General features: G+C 73.6%; 14 protein-coding genes. All 14 read right to left on the bottom strand.

From position 1 onward, the window contains the following. Positions 1 to 469: 469 nt before the first annotated feature. The 14 genes from AMK31_RS33215 to AMK31_RS33290 are packed head-to-tail and all read right to left on the bottom strand — an operon-like array spanning position 470 to position 18,670. Entirely contained in the window at positions 470 to 1,393 is a 924-nt protein-coding gene (locus AMK31_RS33215) for an SDR family oxidoreductase (protein WP_079187035.1), read from the bottom strand. Continuing rightward, entirely contained in the window at positions 1,390 to 2,508 is a 1,119-nt protein-coding gene (locus AMK31_RS33220) for an ROK family protein (RefSeq protein ID WP_241842801.1), read from the bottom strand. Before AMK31_RS33220 ends, AMK31_RS33215 begins: the two co-directional genes overlap by 4 nt. Next, positions 2,489 to 2,863 carry a cupin domain-containing protein gene (locus tag AMK31_RS33225; RefSeq protein ID WP_079187036.1) on the bottom strand — a complete coding sequence of 125 codons (375 nt, stop codon included), beginning with the start codon at positions 2,861 to 2,863 and terminating at the stop codon, positions 2,489 to 2,491. The genes AMK31_RS33220 and AMK31_RS33225 overlap by 20 nt, the downstream gene beginning before the upstream one ends. Beyond that, positions 2,860 to 4,026 carry a sedoheptulose 7-phosphate cyclase gene (locus AMK31_RS33230; RefSeq protein WP_079187037.1) on the bottom strand — a complete coding sequence of 389 codons (1,167 nt, stop codon included), beginning with the start codon at positions 4,024 to 4,026 and terminating at the stop codon, positions 2,860 to 2,862. Before AMK31_RS33230 ends, AMK31_RS33225 begins: the two co-directional genes overlap by 4 nt. After that, the gene (gene malQ, locus AMK31_RS33235; RefSeq protein ID WP_073944431.1) at positions 3,998 to 6,100 is read right to left on the bottom strand and encodes a 4-alpha-glucanotransferase; all 2,103 of its coding nucleotides are present in this window, start codon (positions 6,098 to 6,100) and stop codon (positions 3,998 to 4,000) included. Before malQ ends, AMK31_RS33230 begins: the two co-directional genes overlap by 29 nt. Beyond that, positions 6,097 to 9,123 carry an HAD-IIB family hydrolase gene (locus AMK31_RS42340; protein WP_079187038.1) on the bottom strand — a complete coding sequence of 1,009 codons (3,027 nt, stop codon included), beginning with the start codon at positions 9,121 to 9,123 and terminating at the stop codon, positions 6,097 to 6,099. Before AMK31_RS42340 ends, malQ begins: the two co-directional genes overlap by 4 nt. Positions 9,124 to 9,136: 13 nt before the next feature. Continuing rightward, positions 9,137 to 10,057, bottom strand: coding sequence for a carbohydrate kinase family protein (locus tag AMK31_RS33255; protein WP_073944432.1), 921 nt, complete (start codon positions 10,055 to 10,057; stop codon positions 9,137 to 9,139). Then, positions 10,054 to 11,187 carry a sugar phosphate nucleotidyltransferase gene (locus AMK31_RS33260; RefSeq protein ID WP_073944433.1) on the bottom strand — a complete coding sequence of 378 codons (1,134 nt, stop codon included), beginning with the start codon at positions 11,185 to 11,187 and terminating at the stop codon, positions 10,054 to 10,056. The genes AMK31_RS33255 and AMK31_RS33260 overlap by 4 nt, the downstream gene beginning before the upstream one ends. After that, entirely contained in the window at positions 11,180 to 13,273 is a 2,094-nt protein-coding gene (locus AMK31_RS33265) for a glycogen/starch synthase (RefSeq protein WP_241842802.1), read from the bottom strand. Before AMK31_RS33265 ends, AMK31_RS33260 begins: the two co-directional genes overlap by 8 nt. A 2-nt stretch (positions 13,274 to 13,275) precedes the next feature. After that, positions 13,276 to 14,745 carry a hypothetical protein gene (locus AMK31_RS33270; RefSeq protein ID WP_143204282.1) on the bottom strand — a complete coding sequence of 490 codons (1,470 nt, stop codon included), beginning with the start codon at positions 14,743 to 14,745 and terminating at the stop codon, positions 13,276 to 13,278. 7 nt (positions 14,746 to 14,752) lie between these two features. Continuing rightward, positions 14,753 to 15,553 (bottom strand): ABC transporter permease, encoded by an 801-nt coding sequence (locus tag AMK31_RS33275; protein WP_073944435.1) that lies wholly within the window; start codon positions 15,551 to 15,553, stop codon positions 14,753 to 14,755. After that, the gene (locus AMK31_RS33280) at positions 15,550 to 16,359 is read right to left on the bottom strand and encodes an ABC transporter permease (RefSeq protein WP_073944436.1); all 810 of its coding nucleotides are present in this window, start codon (positions 16,357 to 16,359) and stop codon (positions 15,550 to 15,552) included. The genes AMK31_RS33275 and AMK31_RS33280 overlap by 4 nt, the downstream gene beginning before the upstream one ends. Then, positions 16,356 to 17,381, bottom strand: a complete 1,026-nt coding sequence (locus AMK31_RS33285; protein ID WP_073944437.1) for an ABC transporter ATP-binding protein — start codon at positions 17,379 to 17,381, stop codon at positions 16,356 to 16,358. The genes AMK31_RS33280 and AMK31_RS33285 overlap by 4 nt, the downstream gene beginning before the upstream one ends. Then, positions 17,378 to 18,670 carry an aspartate aminotransferase family protein gene (locus tag AMK31_RS33290; RefSeq protein ID WP_073944438.1) on the bottom strand — a complete coding sequence of 431 codons (1,293 nt, stop codon included), beginning with the start codon at positions 18,668 to 18,670 and terminating at the stop codon, positions 17,378 to 17,380. Before AMK31_RS33290 ends, AMK31_RS33285 begins: the two co-directional genes overlap by 4 nt. Between the last annotated feature and the right edge of the window lie 18 nt (positions 18,671 to 18,688).

An 18,688-nucleotide genomic window follows, 5' to 3' on the forward strand; every position in this document is an offset into this window, starting at 1 on the left:
AGTGGCTCGCGCATTCGGAGGTCATGATTTTTGGCCACCACTGAAACGCGGTCCCTTGGTCCGGTCGGTTGCCGAAGTGGTGCGCGGCGAGGCTGCGGCAGTTGGCCGGCGCCGGCCTCGGGCTACGGGCGTGTGACCGGAAGGCGAGCCGCTGTATGGCTTGTGGTTGCCCGCGACTTGGTGATTCGGGCAGGGGGCCGCTTCATGGCGTTTTCAGTCCGAGATCCGGCAGCCCACCGGCGGTGGAGCCAGCCGAAGGGGGACTCCCACAGCAGCGGCCGGGATGCTGCGGGAGTCCGACCTCGTGGTCTCGAAGCGCGGAGTGTCTGGTCGTTGCCGGAGCGAATCAGACGTTGGCCTTGCCCGTGCGGAAGTAGCGGTCGTGCGCGCCGGTGGCCTCGACACTCACAGGAGGCACCGGTTGGGTGCCGTCGATCTTGTACAGGTTGGACGCCCGAAGAGGGCGCCCTCAGCGCATGTCCCTGAACGCCCGCGCCAGCTCCAATGCGCCCTCCCGCACGCCGCGGACGGTGATCGGCGCCGTGGCCGGGAGCCGGGTGAGGAGGGAGCTGGTCAGGCACGCGTTCTCCGGGCGGGAGGCGTAGCGGGTGGCCGCCCGTGGTACCGGTACGACCAGGTGCGGCGGTGCCCCCAGGGTCTGCGCGATGACCGTGGCCCACGCGGCGCGGCTCACGCGGTCCGGTCCGCCCAGGTGAAGGACCGGCGGGAGTGGTGCCCCGGCGGCCAGCACGGCCGCCGTCACCTCCGCGACGTCGTCGACCAGTACCGGTGTCGTCCACTGGTCCTCCGGCACCGTGACCGGTTCGCCGCGCAGCAGCCGGTGGGCGCACGCGGCGAAGAAGTTGAGCCACTTGCCCGCGTCCGCCGGCTCGTGGCCGTAGACCAGGCTGACCCTCAGTACCACGGCGTCCGCGGCCGATTCGAGCACGGTGCGTTCCGCGCGCAGTTTCGCGCGGCCGTAGGCGTTGGCCGGGGAGACCGGGGTGTCCTCGGTGCTGCCGGGGCGGGAGCCGTCGAAGACGTTGTCGGTGGAGATCATCAGCAGTCTCGCGTCCCCGGCGAGCGCGGCGAGGTTGGCGGCCGCGGCGGTGTGCGCCGAGACGGCCCGGGCCGGGTGCGCCTCGCACCAGGTGACGTCGGACGGGCCGTGCACGAGGACGACGCGCCGCGGCCCCAGCCGGGCCACGAGCCGGCCGCACGCCTCGGGGTCGGTGGCGTCCAGGGCGTGCCACCGGACCCCTCGCGTGTCCGGGAGGAGTCCCGGGCGGTTGCGGGAGGTGACGGTGACGGACTCGCCCGCCGCGGCCAGCCGCCGCGCGATGCCCATGCCGACGAAGCCGCTGCCGACGACGAGCGTGCCCCCGGCGCTCACCGCGTGCCCGCCCGGGACAGCCGGTCGGCCAGCAGCCTGCCGACGCCGATCAGACCGTGGTCGTCGTCCGGTTCGCCGAGCGACACCATGGCGTCGACCGCGTCCGCGTCCAGGCCGAAGCAGCCCAGCCTCACCAACTCGCCGACCAGCAGGTCCCGGTAGCGTTCGCCTACCGCCAGGGCGAAGCCGCCCATCACCACGTACCGGCACACACCGATGGACGTGAAGACGGCCCCTATCGCCTGCGCGAGGTGGGTGACGGTGCCGCGCACCACCTGCGTGGTGAACGCGTCGCCCTCCCGTACCGCGGCCGCGATCGCCGGGTTGTCGATGCCGGGCGCGCGGCCGGCGCAGCGCGTGGCCAGCCGTGACCGGGCGAAGCCGGCCGGGTCGGCCTCCGCCGCCCGGCGGACCGCGGCGAGCACGCCCCGCCCGGAGGCGATGGCACCGAGGTGGCCGCGCCCGCCGCAGTCGCACAGCGGTGCCCCGGGGGAGGGGTCGCTGACCCAGTGGCCGAGTTCGCCGCCGTGGCCGTCCGCGTCGAGCAGTACCTCGCCGCCCCGGAACACCTTGTTGCCGATGCCGGAACTGACGGTGATCAGGCAGAACGGCTCGGTCTCCGTCGCCGCGTAGCGCCAGGCGGCGGCGGTCAGGTCGTTGACGACCACGACCGGCACGCCGATCCGCTCCGTCAGGAGCTGTCCCAGGGGCAGCGGGTCACCTCGCCGCCCCCACACCGTGGGCGCGGCGAGGACGAGACCACCGGCCGAGATCGGCCCGGCGAAGGCCACGCCGACGGCGCGCGGCGCCGTGCCCGCGGTGTGCCGGCCGACCTCGTGGACGATCTGGTCCACGACGCGGTGCTGCAGCCCGGCCACGGGGTCGCGCGGATGACGGGCCATGCCCTCGACCGGTACCCGGCGCACCCGGGTGACGGACGCGGTGGCCGGGTCGTAGCTTCCCGTCCGCAGCGTCGTACCCCCCACGTCGAGCACGGTGAAGACGCCGTCGGAGCCTGCGGGGACCGCGCGGTGCCCGGGGCCGGCCGGGTCGCCCGCCGGGGCGCCGCCCGCCGCGGTGACGGCGGTGAGGCGGTCAGACTGCGGGACGGTCACGAAGCTCCTCCTCGAAGACCAGCAGCCACAGGTCGGCGGCCGAGTCGTTGACGAGGCCGTGCTCGCCGTACGGACGGTTGACGACGACGTCCCCGGCGCCGACGCGGAACTCGGTGCCGTCCCGGTACATCAGGCCGCTGCCGCTGAGCACGACGTACGTCTCACGGTCACGGCCGTGCCGGTGGCGCCCTATGGAGGTGCCCGGCGGCAGCACGGCGATGTCGATGAACTCCGCTCCAGGACCCCCCTCGGCGCGGGAGAACAGGCGGTGGGCGAGGATCGTGCCCAGCCCGCCGTGGTCGTGCTCCTTGCCTCGCAGAAGCGTGTCGAGGCTCACCACGTCGGGGGCGGTCACGACGCGCGCCCGTCCCGCGCCAGCGCGTCCAGAGCGGCCCGCAGCACGTCGGCGGGCACGTCCTCCAGCCGCTCCACGAAGTCCGCCTTGCCGATGCCGGTCGGCACCACGAGGTGCAGCTCGCGTCCCCGCCGCTGCCAGGACGCGTGCAGGGCCTGCGTCATCAGCTCCGGGGTGCAGGTGGCCGGGTCGAACACGGGAAGGCCGATGCGCCGCAGCAGCGTCACCACCCGCTCGCAGCTCTCCGCGTCGACGAGCCCCAGCAGCCGGGCCAGGTGCGCCGACAGGGCCATGTCCACGGCGACCGCCTCGCCGTGTTCCAGGCGGTGGCCGCCGGCCGTCTCGATCACCGGACTGAAGGTGTGCCCGAAGTCGACGAGCCGGGCGAGGTCGTGCTCGCGCAGGTTGGGGCACAGCTCCTCCATCATCAGCCGCATGGAGGTGCGCACCACGTACGTCTCCAACGCGCCGTCGGAGGAGCGCAGGAAGGCGTCCGGGTGCTCCTCCAGTGCCGCGAAGAGGTCGGCGTCCAGGATCACGGCCATCTTCACGATCTCCGCCAGGCCGCAGCGGATCTCCCGGGCGGGCAGGGTGGCCAGCAGGGCGGGGTCGTTGAGCGAGGCGTGCGCGGGGTGGTACGCGCCGAACATGTTCTTCGTGTTCAGGGCGTTGACGCCGGTCTTGACGCCCACGCCCACGTCCACCTGCCCCACCAGGGTGGTGTTGACCTTGATGTAGCGGATGCCGCGCGCGTACATCGAGGCCGCGAAGCCCACGATGTCCGCGACGATCCCGCCGCCCACGGCGAGCATCACCCCGTGGCGGTCCAGGCCGGCCGCCTTGGCGACGGCGCACACCCGTTCCACCGACGCGAGCGTCTTGTTCCGTTCACCGCTGTCGATGGTGTGCACGCTCCAACTGCCCGGCTCCAGACGCGCGTCGAGATAGGCGCGCAGCCGGTCGCCGTGGATGCGGTCCACCGTGGGGCCGACGAAGGCCACCACCCGGCGTCCCGCCACATAGCCGGCGAGGAGCGGGTTGCGGGGGTCGAACACTCCGTCGGTGACGTCCACGCGGTAGTGCGTACCGTCCGGCGCCAGCAGGTCGAAGCCTCCGGAGTCCTCACGGACTCCCTCAAGCTGAGCAAGGGCCTGGCCTGACATCTCTCTCCTCGGTCCTCGTTCCGTGCGGTTCGCCGTCGCTGAACACGCGGGTGACGGCCTGTACGTGGGGATGGCCGGGCAGGTCCTCCAGCGGAACCGGCCGGCCGTGCCGGTCCGCCACCGGCAGCCTCCAGTTGGGGTGCACCTCGGCGGTGCCGGGAAGGTTCTGGGGTCTGAGGTCCCCGGTGGCGTCCGGCAGCCAGACCCCGAGCAGGGTCGATGGCGTGCGGGTCAGGAAGCGGTGCACGGCGACGACCTCGCCGTCGGCGTCGGGCAGCAGGTCCAGCCGGCGCAGTTCCGCCAGCCAGCCGTCCCGTTCGGCCGCCGCCTGCGCCTTCTCCTCCGGTTCCGGGCGGGTCAGCAGGCCCAGCCGGGCCCGCAGGTCGACGTGTTCGCCGCTCAGCCACGCCGCGGTCGTCGGCAGGTCGTGCGTGGTGAGCGTGGCCAGGCAGTCGGTGCGCCACTGCCGCGGCGGCAGCGGGCCGTGCCGTCCCTCCGACCCGCCCAGGTACTCGAAGCGCTGCACCGAGGTGCCGAGCACACCGCGCGCGGCCAGCTCCTCGCGGACACCGCGCTCCACCGTGCCCAGGTCCTCGCCGATCACCGCCACCCCGGCCCGGTGCGCCTCCAGGAGCAGAACGCCGAGCATGGCCTCGGCGTCGTAGCGGACGTAGGTCCCCTCGGACGGGGGCCGGCCCTCGGGCACCCACCACAGCCGGAACAGGCCCATGACGTGGTCGACCCGCAGGGCCCCCGCGTGCCGCATGCCGGCCCGCAGCAGCCCGGCCAGCGGCCGGTACCCCTCGGCGGCCAGCGCGTCGGGCCGCCAGGGCGGCTGGCCCCAGTCCTGACCGAGCGGATTGAAGTCGTCCGGGGGAGCGCCGACGCTCATCCCGCCGGCCAGGCAGTGCTGGAGCGTCCAGGCGTCGGCGCCCTCGGGGGCGACGCCCACCGCGAGGTCGTGCACCAGGCCGATGTCCATGCCGGCGTCCTTCGCAGCGCGCTGGGCGCCGGCGAGCTGTTCGTCGGTGATCCAGGCCAGCCAGCGGTGGAACGCGACGGCCTCCGCCAGTTCCCGGCGCGCCTCGGCCACCCGCGGCGACCGGGGGTCGCGCAGCCCGTCGGGCCAGGACCGCCAGGCGCCGCCGTGCACCTCGGCCAGCGCGCACCAGGTGGCGAAGTCCGTCAGGTCCCGGCCCTCACGGGCGACATACGCCTCCAGAGCAGCACGGCGGCCCGGGGCGAGCGGCACCTCGTGCACCCGGCGCAGCGCCTCGTACTTGAGGGCGCGTACCGTCTCCCGGTCGATCAGCGCGGCGCCGCTCAGCACGCGCTCGTTGAGGGCCCGGGCCCGGACGACACAGGAGTCCACCGCGCGGCGGGCCTCCCCCTCCAGGTACCGGTACTCCGGCACCTCCTCCACCCGGACGTGCATCGGGTCCGCGAACCGCCGCGAGCTGGGCCGGTACGGGGACGGATCGGGCAGCGGCCCCGGCTCCATCGCGTGCAGCGGCCCCAGCTGGACGAAACCGGCGCCCAGCGCGCGGCCGGACCAGGAGGCCAGCTCCGCGAGGTCGGCCAGGTCGCCCATGCCCCAGGACCTGCGGGAGAGCACCGAGTACAGCTGGATCAGAAAGCCCCAGCCGCGCCGCTCGGGCACCGGGACGCGCTCGGGCACCGACAGCAGCGGGGCGGATGCCCGCCGCCCGCCGACGACGGCGTGCAGGACGTGCGCGCCGGGCGGCAACGGTGCGCCGAGACCGCTCTCGCCGCCGCCCTCCAGGGCCACGCGGGCCTCGGCGCCCGGCGGCAGCCGCAGTCGTACGGCCGATCCGGCACGGACGACCACGCAGGGCGGGAGCAGCCCGTCCGTGTCCGCCGCGCGCCGGGCGGCGAGGGCCCGCCGGGCGGCGTCCGGGGTGCTCGCGTCCACGCCGCACGAGGCCAGGACCGCGACCAGGGTGTCCGCGGCGACGGTGACGCGGTCGCCGCGGTCGGTGGCGTACTCGGTGCTCACGCCGTGCGCGCGGGCCAGCTCCCGCAGCGAGGCGTCGGGTACGGGGCGGTCGGTCATGGACGGACCTCCACCGGCGCGAAGAGCCGTTCGAGGACGGAGGCGACCCCGTCCTCGTCGTTGCCGGGGGCGATCTCGTCGGCCATGGCCCGCAGATCGTGGTGGGCATTGGCGACCGCCACGCCGTGCGCGGCCCAGGCCAGCAGCGGGATGTCGTTCGGCATGTCGCCGAAGGCGACGGTGTCGGCGCCGGTGAAGCCCAGCAGTTCGGCGGCCCGGGCGACGCCCGTGCCCTTGTCGGTGCCCGCGGGCAGCACCTCCACCATGCCCTTGACCGAGTGCACGACGGTCACCTCGCCACCCGTCAGCCGCCGGGTGACGGCGGCCAGCCGGTCCTCGTCGACGTCCGGGTGATGCAGGATCAGCTTGTCGATGGGCACCGCCCACAGCAGGTCCCGGTCGGTGGTCACGTCCCAGCCGTGGCGGACCCGCTCCCCGAAGCCCGGCGTGACCTTGAACCGGCTCTCCGGCGGCGAGGTGACGATGCCGAGCTCGACCCGGCCCAGTTCCGCCTCGACCTTCTCGACGACGTCGCGGGCCAGGTCGCGGTCCAGTGACCGCGAGGCGAGCAGGCGGTCGGCGCCGGCGTCGTACAGCTGCGCGCCCTGGCCGCACACGGCCAGGCCCCGGTAGCCGAGGGTGTTCAGCAGGTGTCTGCAGGCCACCGCCGGGCGGCCGGTGACGACCAGGTGGTGGGCGCCGGCCGCGGCGACCCGTTCCAGCGCCCGGCGGGTGCGCGCGGACACCGTCAGGTCACCGCGCAGCAGCGTGCCGTCCAGGTCGGTCGCCACCAACCGGAACGCGGGTGCGCGGGCCGGCACGGTGTCCCAGACGACCCGGCCGGAGCGCAGGGTCACCATGGCCACGGCATGGCTCCCGACGGGCGGCCCGTCCAGCGTCCCCGTGAACACGCCGTCGCCGTCGGGGGCGAGCGCCCGGAGGACGGCGCCGCCGGGTGCGGGAGCCGGCTCGTCGGAGGCGAGGGCCTCGGAGGCCGACTCCAGCGAGGGGAGCGGCGCCGGTGAGCCCTCGGGGACCACCAACTCGACCCGCTCCGCGCCGGGATGCGCGTACCGCACGTGCCAGGTGCCGTCCGGATCGCCGGCGAGTCGGAACCGGTCCGCCAGGCGGGCGTGCAGGTCCGGCCGGCCCGCCCACCGGGCCAGTTCGGCGCAGCGGGCGAAGTCCCCCCTGCCGTGCGCCGACGCGAACAGCTCCTCCCAGGTGTCCGGTCCGAGCTCGTCGACGCCGCACCCGAGCGCGCGGGCGAGCGCGAGGGCGTCACCGCGCTCCGTCGCCGCGCGCACGATCAGGTCGCGGTGCCCGGCGAGGGCGGCGGGTGGCAGCGCGTCCAGCCAGCCCCGCTCCACCAGTTCGCCGGCCGGGGGCCGCGCGCGCTCACCGTGCGACAGCCGCTCGTAGGCCGCCAGACGCAGGTCCGCGCTGCGGGCCCAGGTGAACGAACGGCCCATGCGGCGCGCGTTGCCCGACAGCCGGGCGTAGGTGTCGGGCGCCGTGCGGAAGACCGTCACGGCCTCGCGTATTCGCTCCGCGAGGGCGCGGGCCAGGCCGGGGTCGTCGTCCCGGAAGGAACCGGGCACCGAGAACCCGGTCGCGGCCGGGTCGTCGAGGGACCGCTGGTGCCCGAAGTGGGACGTCACCCGCTGGGCGGTGGCGATGGGCACCGCGCCGCAGGCCATGGCCTCGGCCTGGGCTATGAGGAAGCCGTCCAGTTCGAACTTGGAGGGGAAGACGCAGAAGTCGGCGCTCGCCGCCTGCGCGAACAGGGTGTCCTCGTCGGCGAGCCGCCAGTCCAGGTGCAGCCGGCCCGGATACCGGTCGGCGAGGCGCTGGAACGCGGCGTTCGCCACCGGCGCCGGGGCGTCACCGCCGCCCCCGGTCGAGCAGCGGATCACGAAACCGACCTCCGGATCGCCGGCCAGCACCTCCGCCACGGCCCGCATCAGCTCCAGCTGTCCCTTGTGGTGCACCGCGTAGCGGGCGGCGTGGTAGAAGACCGGGCCGGACACCGTCAGGCCGAGCGACCGGCGCACCGCGGCCCGGTCCACCGCCTCCGGGTCGCGCGCCAGCCAGCTGTCCGCGATGCCGCAGCCGCCGGCCAGCAGCCGGTCCGGCCGCTCGCGCAGCCGCCGGGCCACCGGCAGCGACCGGAAGAGCGCTTCGAACGGCGTGTCCTCCCAGGTGACGTAGTGGTCGCGCTGCCCGGGAGACACGAAGTCGATCAGGTCCGCGTCCGCGACGACCAGCGGGAACACGCCCACGTGGTCCGGGCCGTACTCGACGTGCGTCCGGGTGCCCGCCAGGGCCCGGGCCATGGCGGCCGCGGGGGAGTCCTCGGCGGGCGGCGGCCCGTCGAGCGCGTCGAGGTCCGGGCCGCGCACGCCGAACAGCTCCAGCAGCCGTTCCACCTGCGGCCGGTAGACCTTCTGCGTGACGGGGGAGTTCGCGGCGACGGTGCTCACCGTCCGGTACCGGTCGTCGTCGGCGAGGACCGCGGGCAGCAGGTAGTGGTAGTAGGGCTCGAAGCCGTGCACGATCGCCGGGCCGTCCGCCAGGTACCGCCGGATGAACCGCAGCCCGCCGACCTGGAAGACCAGCGGCTTGGCGTACGCCAGGTCCCGGCCCTCGAACGCCGGGGGCGGGTAGAGCCGGTCCGGCAGCAGGTCCAGGAAGGCGTCGGACAGCAGGTACACGTCCACGCCGTCCAGACGCAGCAGGTGGGCGCGGGTGTCGAGGGTCAGGCCGGTCTCGGGCGGCTGGTCCGGCCACACCTTGGGGTCGAGCACCAGCGGCACCGTGTGCTCGTCGCGGTAGTCGAGTTCCCGTACGTCGAACCGCTCCCGCAGCGCCTCAAGGTGGCCGTGCGCGGGGGTGACCAGCGAGACGCGGTGGCCGCGTGCGGCGTACTCGCGGGAGAGGTTCCACACGAGCGGGGACAGCCCGCCGCGCATCAAGCGGTTGTCGAAGCCGCCGCACTCGAAGGAGAAGGTGATGATGTGCACCCGGGGTTCTCCCTCACTCCGCCGCGCCGGCGCGGGCGCAGGCCGCGCGCAGGCCGGGCAGGTCGATGAACTCGGTGTGGGTGCCGGCGGCACCGCAGGCGAAGGCCCCGGACACCGATCCGGCCAGGACGCACTCCTCCAGCGGCCGTCCCTCGAAGAGGGCGTGGAGGAAGGCGGTGACGAAGGCGTCGCCGGCGCCGTTGCTGTCGACGACCGGCCGCTCCGGCCGCACGGCCGGGAAGTGGCGCACCTTCGCGTCGCCCCGCACCAGCAGGTGGCAGCCGTCCGCCCCGTCGGTGGCCACGACGAAGCGGGCCCGGCCCTCGTCGACGATGCCGTGCAGGACCTCGTCGAGCCGGTCGTGGACGGCCGCGGCGCTCATGAAGACGTAGTCGGAGGCGAGAGCGTAGGTGAGGTGGTGGGGGTTGACGCCGTCCCAGTCGTGCAGGTCCGTGGAACTGGTCACCCCGAGCCGGTGGACGTCCTCGTACAGGTCCCGGTTGTGTCCGACGATGGACAGGTGGACGTGGCGCGTCCGCTCCAGGTGCGGCAGGTAGAAGGCGCGGGGCAGCCGGAGGTCCGCCGGGTGCCGGGAGTCGTAGAAGGAGAAGCGGCGGCCCCGCGCGTCGACCAGGTTGACGCCGCGCGGGGTGCCGTTCGGGGACACCACGTGGCTGAAGTCGAGGCCGCGCTCGGCGTAGGCGGCGAGCACCGCGTGGCCCTGGGGGTCGTCGCCGAGGAAGTCGATGAACTTCGTGGCGAGGCCCAGGGCGTGCCAGCCGAGCGCGACGCCGTTGCCGGTGTGCGCGACGTAGTCGTACACGGGGGGCACGTGCAGCGAGTCGCCGGGCGGGATCCGCAGGTCCTCGACGCGGACGACGGTGTCGACACCGGCTCCGCCGACCACCAGGACGTCGTAGGGGGACAGGCTCATGTACGGGTTCCTTCCGTGACGGCCGCGGTGTCCTCGACCCGCTGCACGTGTCCGTTCTCCAGGACCACCGCCGAGTCGATGTCCTGACCGGGGCGGACCGTGGCGCCGGGCAGCAGCACGCTGCGCCGGACCCGGGCGCCCGCCCCGACGGTGACGCCGGGGAAGAGCACGCTGTGCTCCACCCGGCCTTCGTTGACGAGGTCCGCCGGGACCAACGAGGCGACCACGCCCGGGGAGTCGGCCACCCAGCCGCGCTCCACCCCGGGCCGTACGGTCCTGGGCATCCGCTCGACCGGGAGGCCGGCCCGCGGCCCGTCGGCGGCGAGCGTCAGGTGTGCCCGGTGGTAGCGCTCGACGGTCCCGATGTCCTCCCAGTGGCCCGCCACCTCGTGGCCGCGGATGTCCTCGCCGCCAGCGAGCATCGCGGGGATGACGTCCCGGCTGATGTCGTGCTGCCACCCGGTGCCGTCCAGCTTCTCCAGGTAGCGGTGCAGCACCGCGGCGTCGAAGACGCAGAACGCGGCGAAGACCAGGTCGCTGGTCGGTTCGGCGGGTTTCTCCACGAACTCGGTGAGCCGGCCGGCACGGTCGAAGCGGACCATCCCGAACAGGTGGACCCAGCGCCGCTCGATCCGCTGGTAGGCGATCGTCAGGGCGGCGCCGGAGGCCCGGTGCTCCGCGATCAGCGGCCGGTAGTCGAAGCGGTAGACGTGGTCGGCGTGCAGGACCAGGACCTGTTCGCGCCCGCCGCCGAAGACGTGCCCGGCTTTGCGGATCAGGGCGTCCGCGGTGCCGCGCTCGGCCGGCCAGGTGCGTTCGGGCAGCTCGCGGGGGAGTGCGTCGCCCGCGGACCGGTAGGCGTCGTCGTACGGCCCGAAGTGGACCCGGAAGCCGGTGTCCCGGTTCCACACCCGGTGCAGGTCGTCCATCAGCCGGCGTTCCTCGTACTGGGACAGCAGCAGCACCTCCCCCAGTCCGGAGGCGCGCGCGTTGGCGAGGCTGAAGTCGATCAGGCGGCAGGAACCGCCGTACGGGACGAGGGGTTTCAGGCGTCCCGCGCCCAGCGGTCCCATGCGCCGGCCCTCGCCGCCCGCCAGCAGGACCGCGCGCACTCCGCCCCGTTCAGCCATGACGGGCCTCGTCCCAGGTGACCCGGCCGGAGGACAGCGTCAGCAGCAGCCGTGCCCCCGGTGCCGGCGGTGGCCCCTCGAACGCGCCGGCCCCGGTGCGGCGCAGCTCCCGCACCTCGGGCAGCGCCCGGGCCGCCGTGGCCCGCGGGGCCGGGGTCACCAGCTCCACCCGCTCGGCGTGCGGCAGGCGGTACACGAGCGTGCCGTCGCCGGTGACCGAGCACCGCTCGCGCAGGCTCCTCACCTCCTCGGCGGTCACGGCGGCGGGGAAGCGGTCCACGATCCGCTCGCAGGCCGCGAAGTCGGCCCGTTCCCACGCCGCGCGGAAGAACCTGCGGGCGGCCGGGGTGTCGACGGGGGCGCGGCGCGCGTACGCCGCCAGGTCGCCGTGGGCGAGCACCGCCTCCTCGGTGATCTCCTCGTCCTTCAGCAGGTCGAACCAGCCGTGCCGCAGGGCGCGTTCGGCCGGCAGCGCGGCCGGCTCGCCACGCCACAGGCGGTGGAACGCGTTGAGGTGCAGGTCCGCGCAGTGCTCCCAGGTGAACTGCCGGGCGACCGCCGCCGCGCGCTCCGACAGCTCCCGGTAGCGGGCCGGATCCTCCGACCACAGCGTCGCCGCCTGACGGACGCGTGCGACGAGCGCGGCGGTGAGCAGCGGGTCGTCCTCGGCGAAGGAGCGGTTGACGGCGAGGCCGGTGGTCCCCGGCTCGGGCCGGGCGTGCCCGAAGTGCGCCATGCCCTCCTGCGCCGTCGCGATGGGCACCGCCCCGCAGACCATCGCCTCGCCCTGGGCGATGAGGAAGGTGTCCATCTCGAACTTGGACGGGAAGAGGCAGAAGTCGGCGGCCGACGCGTACTCGAACACCCGCCGCTCGTCCACCCGTTCCGACTCCAGGTGCAGCCGGCCCCGATGCCGCTCGGCGACCTCGCGGAAGTAGGGGTCGTCCAGCGGGGCGCCGGAGATGCAGCGCACGACGAAGTTCGCGGCGAGGCCGTCGCTCAGCACCCGGTCGACGGCGCGCATCAGTTCCAGCTGGCCCTTGTGGTGCAGGGCGTAGCGCGCGTTGTGGAAGAAGGTCGGCAGCGCGGGGTCCAGACCCAGGCCTTCGAGCACCGCCGGCCGGTCCACCTCGCGCGGGTCCCAGGCGAGCCACCGGTCGGAGATCGCGCAGCCTCCGACGAACATCTTGTGCGCGTTCTCCTTCACGGCCCGCGCCATCGGCAGGTGCGCGAAGAGGGCTTCGAAGGGGGTGTCCCGGAAGGACGCGTAGAAGTCGAGCTGGCCGGGCGAGAGGAAGTCGATCAGATCGGCGTTGTCGAGGACCAGCCGGTAGAGGGCCACGTGGTCCGGCGGGTACTCGTAGTGCAGGTGTGTCAGTTGCTGGTACTGGCGGACCGCTTCGAGGTCCGGGCCTGCCGGCGGAGGGTCCTGCGGGAGGGCGGTCTCGGCGCCCAGGAGTTCCAGGAGCCGGCGGACCTCGGGCGCGTAGACCTTCTTGGTGATCGGCATGTTGCTCTGCACCGTGCTGACGACGGACTTGCTCGGGTCGTCGCGGAGCGCGGCCGGCAGCAGGTAGTGGTAGAACGGCTCGTGGGCGTGGACGATCGCCCGCTCCTCGCCGAACCAGCGGCGCAGGAAGCGCACGCTGTCCACCTGGAAGACCAGCGGCTTGAAGAAGACCAGGTCCCGGCCCTTGGCGGAGTACGGCGGGTAGAAGGTGTCCGGGAGCTGGTCGAGGTGGTCGTTGGACAGGAAGTACAGGTCCACGCCGTCGAGGCGGATGCGGTGCGCGGTGGTGCGCACGGGCAGGTGGACCTCGGCGGGGAAGCCGTGCCACACCTCGGGGTCCAGGACCAGCGGCAGGACGTAGTCGTCCGTGTAGCCGAGGTCCTCCACGTCGTATCTGCCGCGCAGGTCGTCGAGCCTGCCGTGCGCGGGGGTGACGAGGGAGACCCGGTGGCCGCGGGCCGCGAACGCCCGGGACAGGTTCCACAGGTACACCGAGGTGCCGCCCTGCAGGAAGGTGTGGTCGAAGCCGCAGCATTCGAAGTAGGTCTCGATGATGTGCATACGGGGCTCGGTCACGTTCACGTCCTTGCTGGAATGGTCGGAGCCGGGGTGCGGGCGCCGAGCGCGAGGGCGTGGCGCAGGTCGATCGCGGCGTGGTAGGGACGGGCGTGGTCGACGTTGTAGGCGAGTTCGTGCAGCAGCCGGCCCAGGTACAGCAGCCGGCGCAGCGGGTCGTCCGCGGTGCGTCCGAGGAGCAGCCGCAGGACGTGCGCCCGCCAGACGTCCGCGGCGTGGAAGACCTGGCGCAGCACGGCGCGCGGCCCGGGCGGCCAGTCGGCGGCGCCGTCCAGCGCGCCCCGCATCGTCTCGGAGGAGTCGACGCCGAGGCGCCGCGCGGCCTCGAAGGCGGCCTCGTCGGCGGTGAAGTACTCCAGTGCGCGCCGGACGGCGACGAGGTCCTGCACCGGCGACTGCGCGGCCCAGCCCGCTTCGCCGGGGCCCAGGGCTGGGGTGGACATGTCGATCACGCTCATCGACCAGCCGCCGTCGTCCCCCGCCCGGCACAGCAGGTGGGACAGGTGCAGGTCGCCGTGGCACGGCCCGGAGGAGAAGCCGGCCGGGGCGGCGTCGAAGGCGCTGTGCAGCGCGGCGCTCTCCTGCCGCAGGGCCGCGAAGGCGGCGGCGCGCGGGACCGTGGGCAGGGCGATGTCCGCCGAGGCCAGTTCGGCCGTCCGGGCGGTGGCCCGGGCCAGCACCTCCCGCACCGGGTACGGCGGTACGGGACCTCCGCCGAGCCGGTCGGCCAGGTCGCGGTGGAACCCGGTCAGGAAGCGCCCGGCGCCGCGCAGGTTGCCCGCCAGCGGGCGCAGATGCGTCCGCACGACGTCTTCGAGGTCGTCGGGGGCCTGCCCGCCGGTCACCTTCGGCCACAGCGACCGCATGCTCAGCCTCAGCGGCAGGTCGATGCCGTCGCCGGGCTCGTACCGGTAGAACACGCCCAACGGGTGGCGGGTGCCGTCGGCCGGGTCGACGTAGGTGTAGTCGCCGGCCCAGGCGGGCGTGCGGCCGGTCCCGTTCATCAGCCGCAGGAGCTCGGGTTCGCGGACGGGGTCGTCCAGCCGCCGGTACGTCTTGTGGACGTAGGCCGTGCCGTCGTTCTCCACCAGGGACAGGACGTTGGAGGACCAGCCCCGCTCGAACGGCAGCGGGCGCACCGAGCGGGCCGTGAGTCCGGCACCGCGGAAGCACACCAGGCCGCCGCGAGCGGTGGGCACTTGGCGTCCGGCGCGGACCGCGCTCAGCGCGGCGGACTCGAACTCGGCGCTGCCATGCGCCTCTTGGGGGCCGCCGCCTTCCGGTGCGGTCCGGACCGGGACGAAGTAGCGTCGTCCGGACCCGGGTCCGCCGACGGCCGCCACGACCGACAAGCGGACGGAGGCGCCGAGTTCCGCATGGTCGACGCACTCGAAGCGCTCGGCCCGGCGGCCGTCCTCGGGCATCCACGGGGCTGCGCGCAGCAAGGGGCCGAGATCGTCGTTTCGTATCATGCCCGACTCAACTTCCGGTCATCTCGTAGCGGTTGACGCCGCGGCGCCACACGGTCAGGGCCAGTGCCAGGGCGCCGGCGGTGACCAGGGGCAGCCAGCCGAGCAGGTCCCTCGCACCGGTCAGCAGGTAGACGCTCGGCACGTAGGCGGTGAAGGCGAACGGCAGGACCCAGGTGAGGAGGGTCCTCAGCGAGGGGTGGTAGATGTCCAGGGGGTAGGAGGAGAACTCCGACACCTGGTTCGCCGCGTACATCGCGGGCATGCTCGTGACCGTCCAGAAGGACAGGGAGGCGAAGAGCAGCTTCACCGAGGTGTGCAGCAGTGCCCCGCACAGCACGAGCAGCGGTGCCAGTGCCCACTGCGCGGCGGTGAGCGACAGGCCGAGCTCGCTTCCCGCGTAGCCCACCAGTACGGCGCCCACGACGAGTTCACCGAGCCCGTCGGGGTGGAAGAAGCGCTCCGACAGCAGGGAGAACAGCGGGTCGACCGGCCTGACGAGGTAGCGGTAGAACTCGCCGCGCTGGACCAGTTTGCGGCCCAGTTCCCACAACTGGTCGGTGAAGAGGTGGTCGAGTCCGCGCGGCAGCAGGGAGAAGCCCAGCAGGAACAGCACCTCGTGGTACGACCAGCCGCCCACGGCGGGGACCTGGCGGAAGACGAGACCGACGACCGCCGTCTGGATGCCGACCCGCACCAGGAAGGCGCCCGCGCCGAGCAGGAAGTCCGTGCGGTAGGCCGCCAGCCGGTGCAGGCCCACCCCGCCCAGGAACCAGGACAGCCGCAGGTACCGCGTCACCGTGCGCGTCATCCGCCCAGCACCTCCAGACGTCCGAGGGCGGCGCGCCAGAGCGCGGCGCACAGCAGCGACAGCCCGGCCGCCCAGGCCAGTTGCTGGGCGAGCAGCCCGGCGGCGTCGGGCCAGCCGTCGTAGCGGCCGAGCAGCAGGGTCAGCGGACCGTCGACCATCCCGCGGAAGGGCAGGGCCTTCGCGAGCGCGGCCAGCGGGCCCGGCATCAGCGCGAGGGGCACGAGCTGCCCGGCGAAGAAGGCGACGACGCTCTGCTTGACCATCCGCACACCCCAGGTGTTGGTGGTGAGGAAGCCGGTCATGCCGGTCAGCAGGTTCACGCAGAACGCCAGGAGCACCGACAGGGCGGTGGAGACGGCGAACAGCAGCAGATCCGCCGGCCGGGGCACGCTGAGCGGGACGAGCAGGGCGAACAGCCCGAGGACCGGCAGGCCGACCAGGACGGCGTTGGCCCCCACCACCGGCAGGCAGGCGAAGAACCGCATCACCGGGTAGCTCACGGGCCGTACGAGCATGACCGCGACGTCACCCCGGTACACCTCGGCCGCGACCTCGTCGTCCACCCGGTTGGTGTGCAGTACTTGCAGGATCTGGGCCACCAGCAGGTAGGTGGTGATGTCCTCGACGGTGAAGCCGCCGGGTCCGCGGCCGGGCGTGCCCTCGTACACGGCACGCCACAGGAAGACGGTCACCGCCGCGCCGGCGGCCGCGGTCATCGCGGTCATCGCGAACATCGAGCGGTACTGCAGCAGGGACTGCAGGCCGCTGGTGGCGAACGGCGCGTAGCGACGCAGGCGGGCGGTCATGCGGCCCCGTCGCGTACGTGACCGGGGACCCGTGAGCGGCCGTAGATCTCGCGGAGCACGTCCTCCAGACCGGGTTCGGGGGCGTACCAGTCGGCGAGGTCGAAACGGTCCAGGAGGAAGGTGAGGACCTGCCGGGAGGTGTAGCGGCCGGTCGGGTAGTCGACGCGGACGCGGCCGCCGTCGTCCGGTGTGGCGCGCACGCCCGGCAGTCCGGCTTCGACGCGGCTCAGCACGGTCGCGGTCGCGGTGCCGTCGCGGTGGTCGAAGACGACCGAGCGGTGGTCGGCCGTGCGCAGCAGGTCCTGCAGCGTCCCCTGGTGGACGACCCGCCCGTGGTCGACGACCAGGGCGCTGTCGCAGATCGCGGCGATGTCGGCGATGTCGTGGCTGGTGAGCACCACGGTGGTGCCCAGCTCCCGGTGGGCGCGGTTGACCAGATGGCGCACCGCGTCCTTCAGCACCATGTCGAGGCCGATCGTGGGCTCGTCCCAGAACAGCACGGCGGGGTCGTGCAGCAGGCTCGCCGCGATCTCGGCCCGCATGCGCTGTCCGAGACTCAGCTGCCGCACCGGTGTGGACCCCAGCGCGTCGATGTCGAGGAGTTCCCGGAACAGGGCGAGGTTGCGCCGGTAGACCGGTTCGGGGATGTCGTAGACGCGGCGCAGGATGCGGAACGAGTCGGGTACCGACAGGTCCCACCAGAGCTGGCTGCGCTGGCCGAAGACGACGCCGATGGTGCGGGCGTTGCGCTGCCGGTGCCGGTACGGCTCCAGCCCGGCGACCGTGCAGCGGCCGGAGGTGGGGGTCATGATCCCGGTCAGCATCTTGATCGTGGTCGACTTGCCGGCTCCGTTGGCGCCGATGTAGGCGGTCTTGGTGCCTGCCGGTATCTCGAAGGAGACGTCGTCGACGGCACGCACGACGCGGTATTGGCGGGTGAGGAGGGTGGAGAGGCTGCCGAGCAGGCCGGGTTTGCGTTCGGCCAGCCGGAACTCCTTGACGAGGTTCTCGGCCGTGATCACGCGATCACCCGCTCGATGGCCTTCTCCAGCAGCCGAAGGCCTTCGTCGAGCAGGGCCTCGTCCAGGGTGAACGGCGGTGCCAGGCGCAGGATGTGGCCCCCGAGCGACACGCGCAGTCCCAGATCGAGGGCCGCGGTGTAGACGGCCCGGGCCGTCTCGGGCGCGGGTGTGCGGCCCGCGGTGTCGGTGACGAACTCCAGGCCCCACAGCAGACCGAGACCGCGTACCTGGCCCAGCTGCGCGAAGCGGGACTCCAGGGCGCGCAGACGGTCCTCCATGATCTCGCCGAGGACGCGTACGCGGTCGATCAGCCGGTCGCGCTCGACGACTTCGAGGGTGGCGCGGGCGGCGGCGATCCCCAGCGGATTGCTCGCGTACGTCGAGGCGTACGCCCCCGAGCCGGCCGCCTCCGGTCTGCGCAGCAGCTCGCCGCGGCCGGCGAGCACCGCGAAGGGGAAACCGCTCGCGGTGCCCTTGGACAGCATCGCCAGATCCGGCTCCACGCCGAACAGTTCACTGGCGAGGAAGGCGCCCGTGCGTCCGCCGCCGGTGAGCACCTCGTCCGCGACGAGCAGCACGCCGCTGTCCCGGCAGGCGTCCGCGACGCGCTCCCAGTAGCCGGGGGGAGGGACGATGACGCCCGCCGCGCCGAGGACGGGTTCGAAGACCAGCGCGGAGACGTTGGGCTTCTCGGCGATGTGCCGGCGCACCAGTGACGCGCAGCGCACGTCGCACGACGGGTACTCCAGGCCCAGGGGGCAGCGGTAGCAGTAGGGGCTGTAGCCCAGCACGCTGTTGCCGCTGAAGGACTGGTGGCCGATGTCCCAGTGCACGAGCATCCGGGCGCCCATCGTCTTGCCGTGAAAGCCGTGGCGCAGGGCGCCGATCCGGTTGCGGCCCGGCGGCGCGGTCGCCTGGACGACCCGCAGGGCGGCCTCGACCACCTCCGCGCCGGTGGAGAAGAACGCGTAGGTGTCGAGCTGCTCGGGCAGCAGCCTGGCGAGCAGTTCCAGCAGTCCGGCACGGTCCGGTGTGGCGCTGTCGTGGACGTTCCACAGGCGGCGGGCCTGAGCGGTGAGCGCCTCGACGACCTCCGGGTGCCCGTGGCCCAGTGACTGGGTGAGGGTGCCGGCCGCGAAGTCGAGGTACTGGTTGCCGTCGAGGTCGGTCAGCACGGGACCGCGTCCCTCGGCGAACACCCGGCGTCCGTGGACGGCTTCCTCGGAGGCGCCCGGTGCCAGGTGCCGGGCCTCCCGTGCCAGGTGCTGTGTCTGCCGTAAGCCTGTCATCGCTGCCCCTGCTCGTCG

The organism is Streptomyces sp. TSRI0107 (assembly GCF_001905845.1).
Lineage (GTDB): Bacteria > Actinomycetota > Actinomycetes > Streptomycetales > Streptomycetaceae > Streptomyces.

Coding starts and splice junctions, on each gene's coding strand:
- AMK31_RS33275 (WP_073944435.1), bottom strand. CDS start 15,553: ATGACGCGCACGGTGACGCGGTACCTGCGGCTGTCCTGGTTCCTGGGC.
- AMK31_RS33260 (WP_073944433.1), bottom strand. CDS start 11,187: ATGGCTGAACGGGGCGGAGTGCGCGCGGTCCTGCTGGCGGGCGGCGAG.
- AMK31_RS33230 (WP_079187037.1), bottom strand. CDS start 4,026: ATGTCAGGCCAGGCCCTTGCTCAGCTTGAGGGAGTCCGTGAGGACTCC.
- AMK31_RS33255 (WP_073944432.1), bottom strand. CDS start 10,057: ATGAGCCTGTCCCCCTACGACGTCCTGGTGGTCGGCGGAGCCGGTGTC.
- AMK31_RS33280 (WP_073944436.1), bottom strand. CDS start 16,359: ATGACCGCCCGCCTGCGTCGCTACGCGCCGTTCGCCACCAGCGGCCTG.
- malQ (WP_073944431.1), bottom strand. CDS start 6,100: ATGACCGACCGCCCCGTACCCGACGCCTCGCTGCGGGAGCTGGCCCGC.
- AMK31_RS33270 (WP_143204282.1), bottom strand. CDS start 14,745: ATGATACGAAACGACGATCTCGGCCCCTTGCTGCGCGCAGCCCCGTGG.
- AMK31_RS33290 (WP_073944438.1), bottom strand. CDS start 18,670: ATGACAGGCTTACGGCAGACACAGCACCTGGCACGGGAGGCCCGGCAC.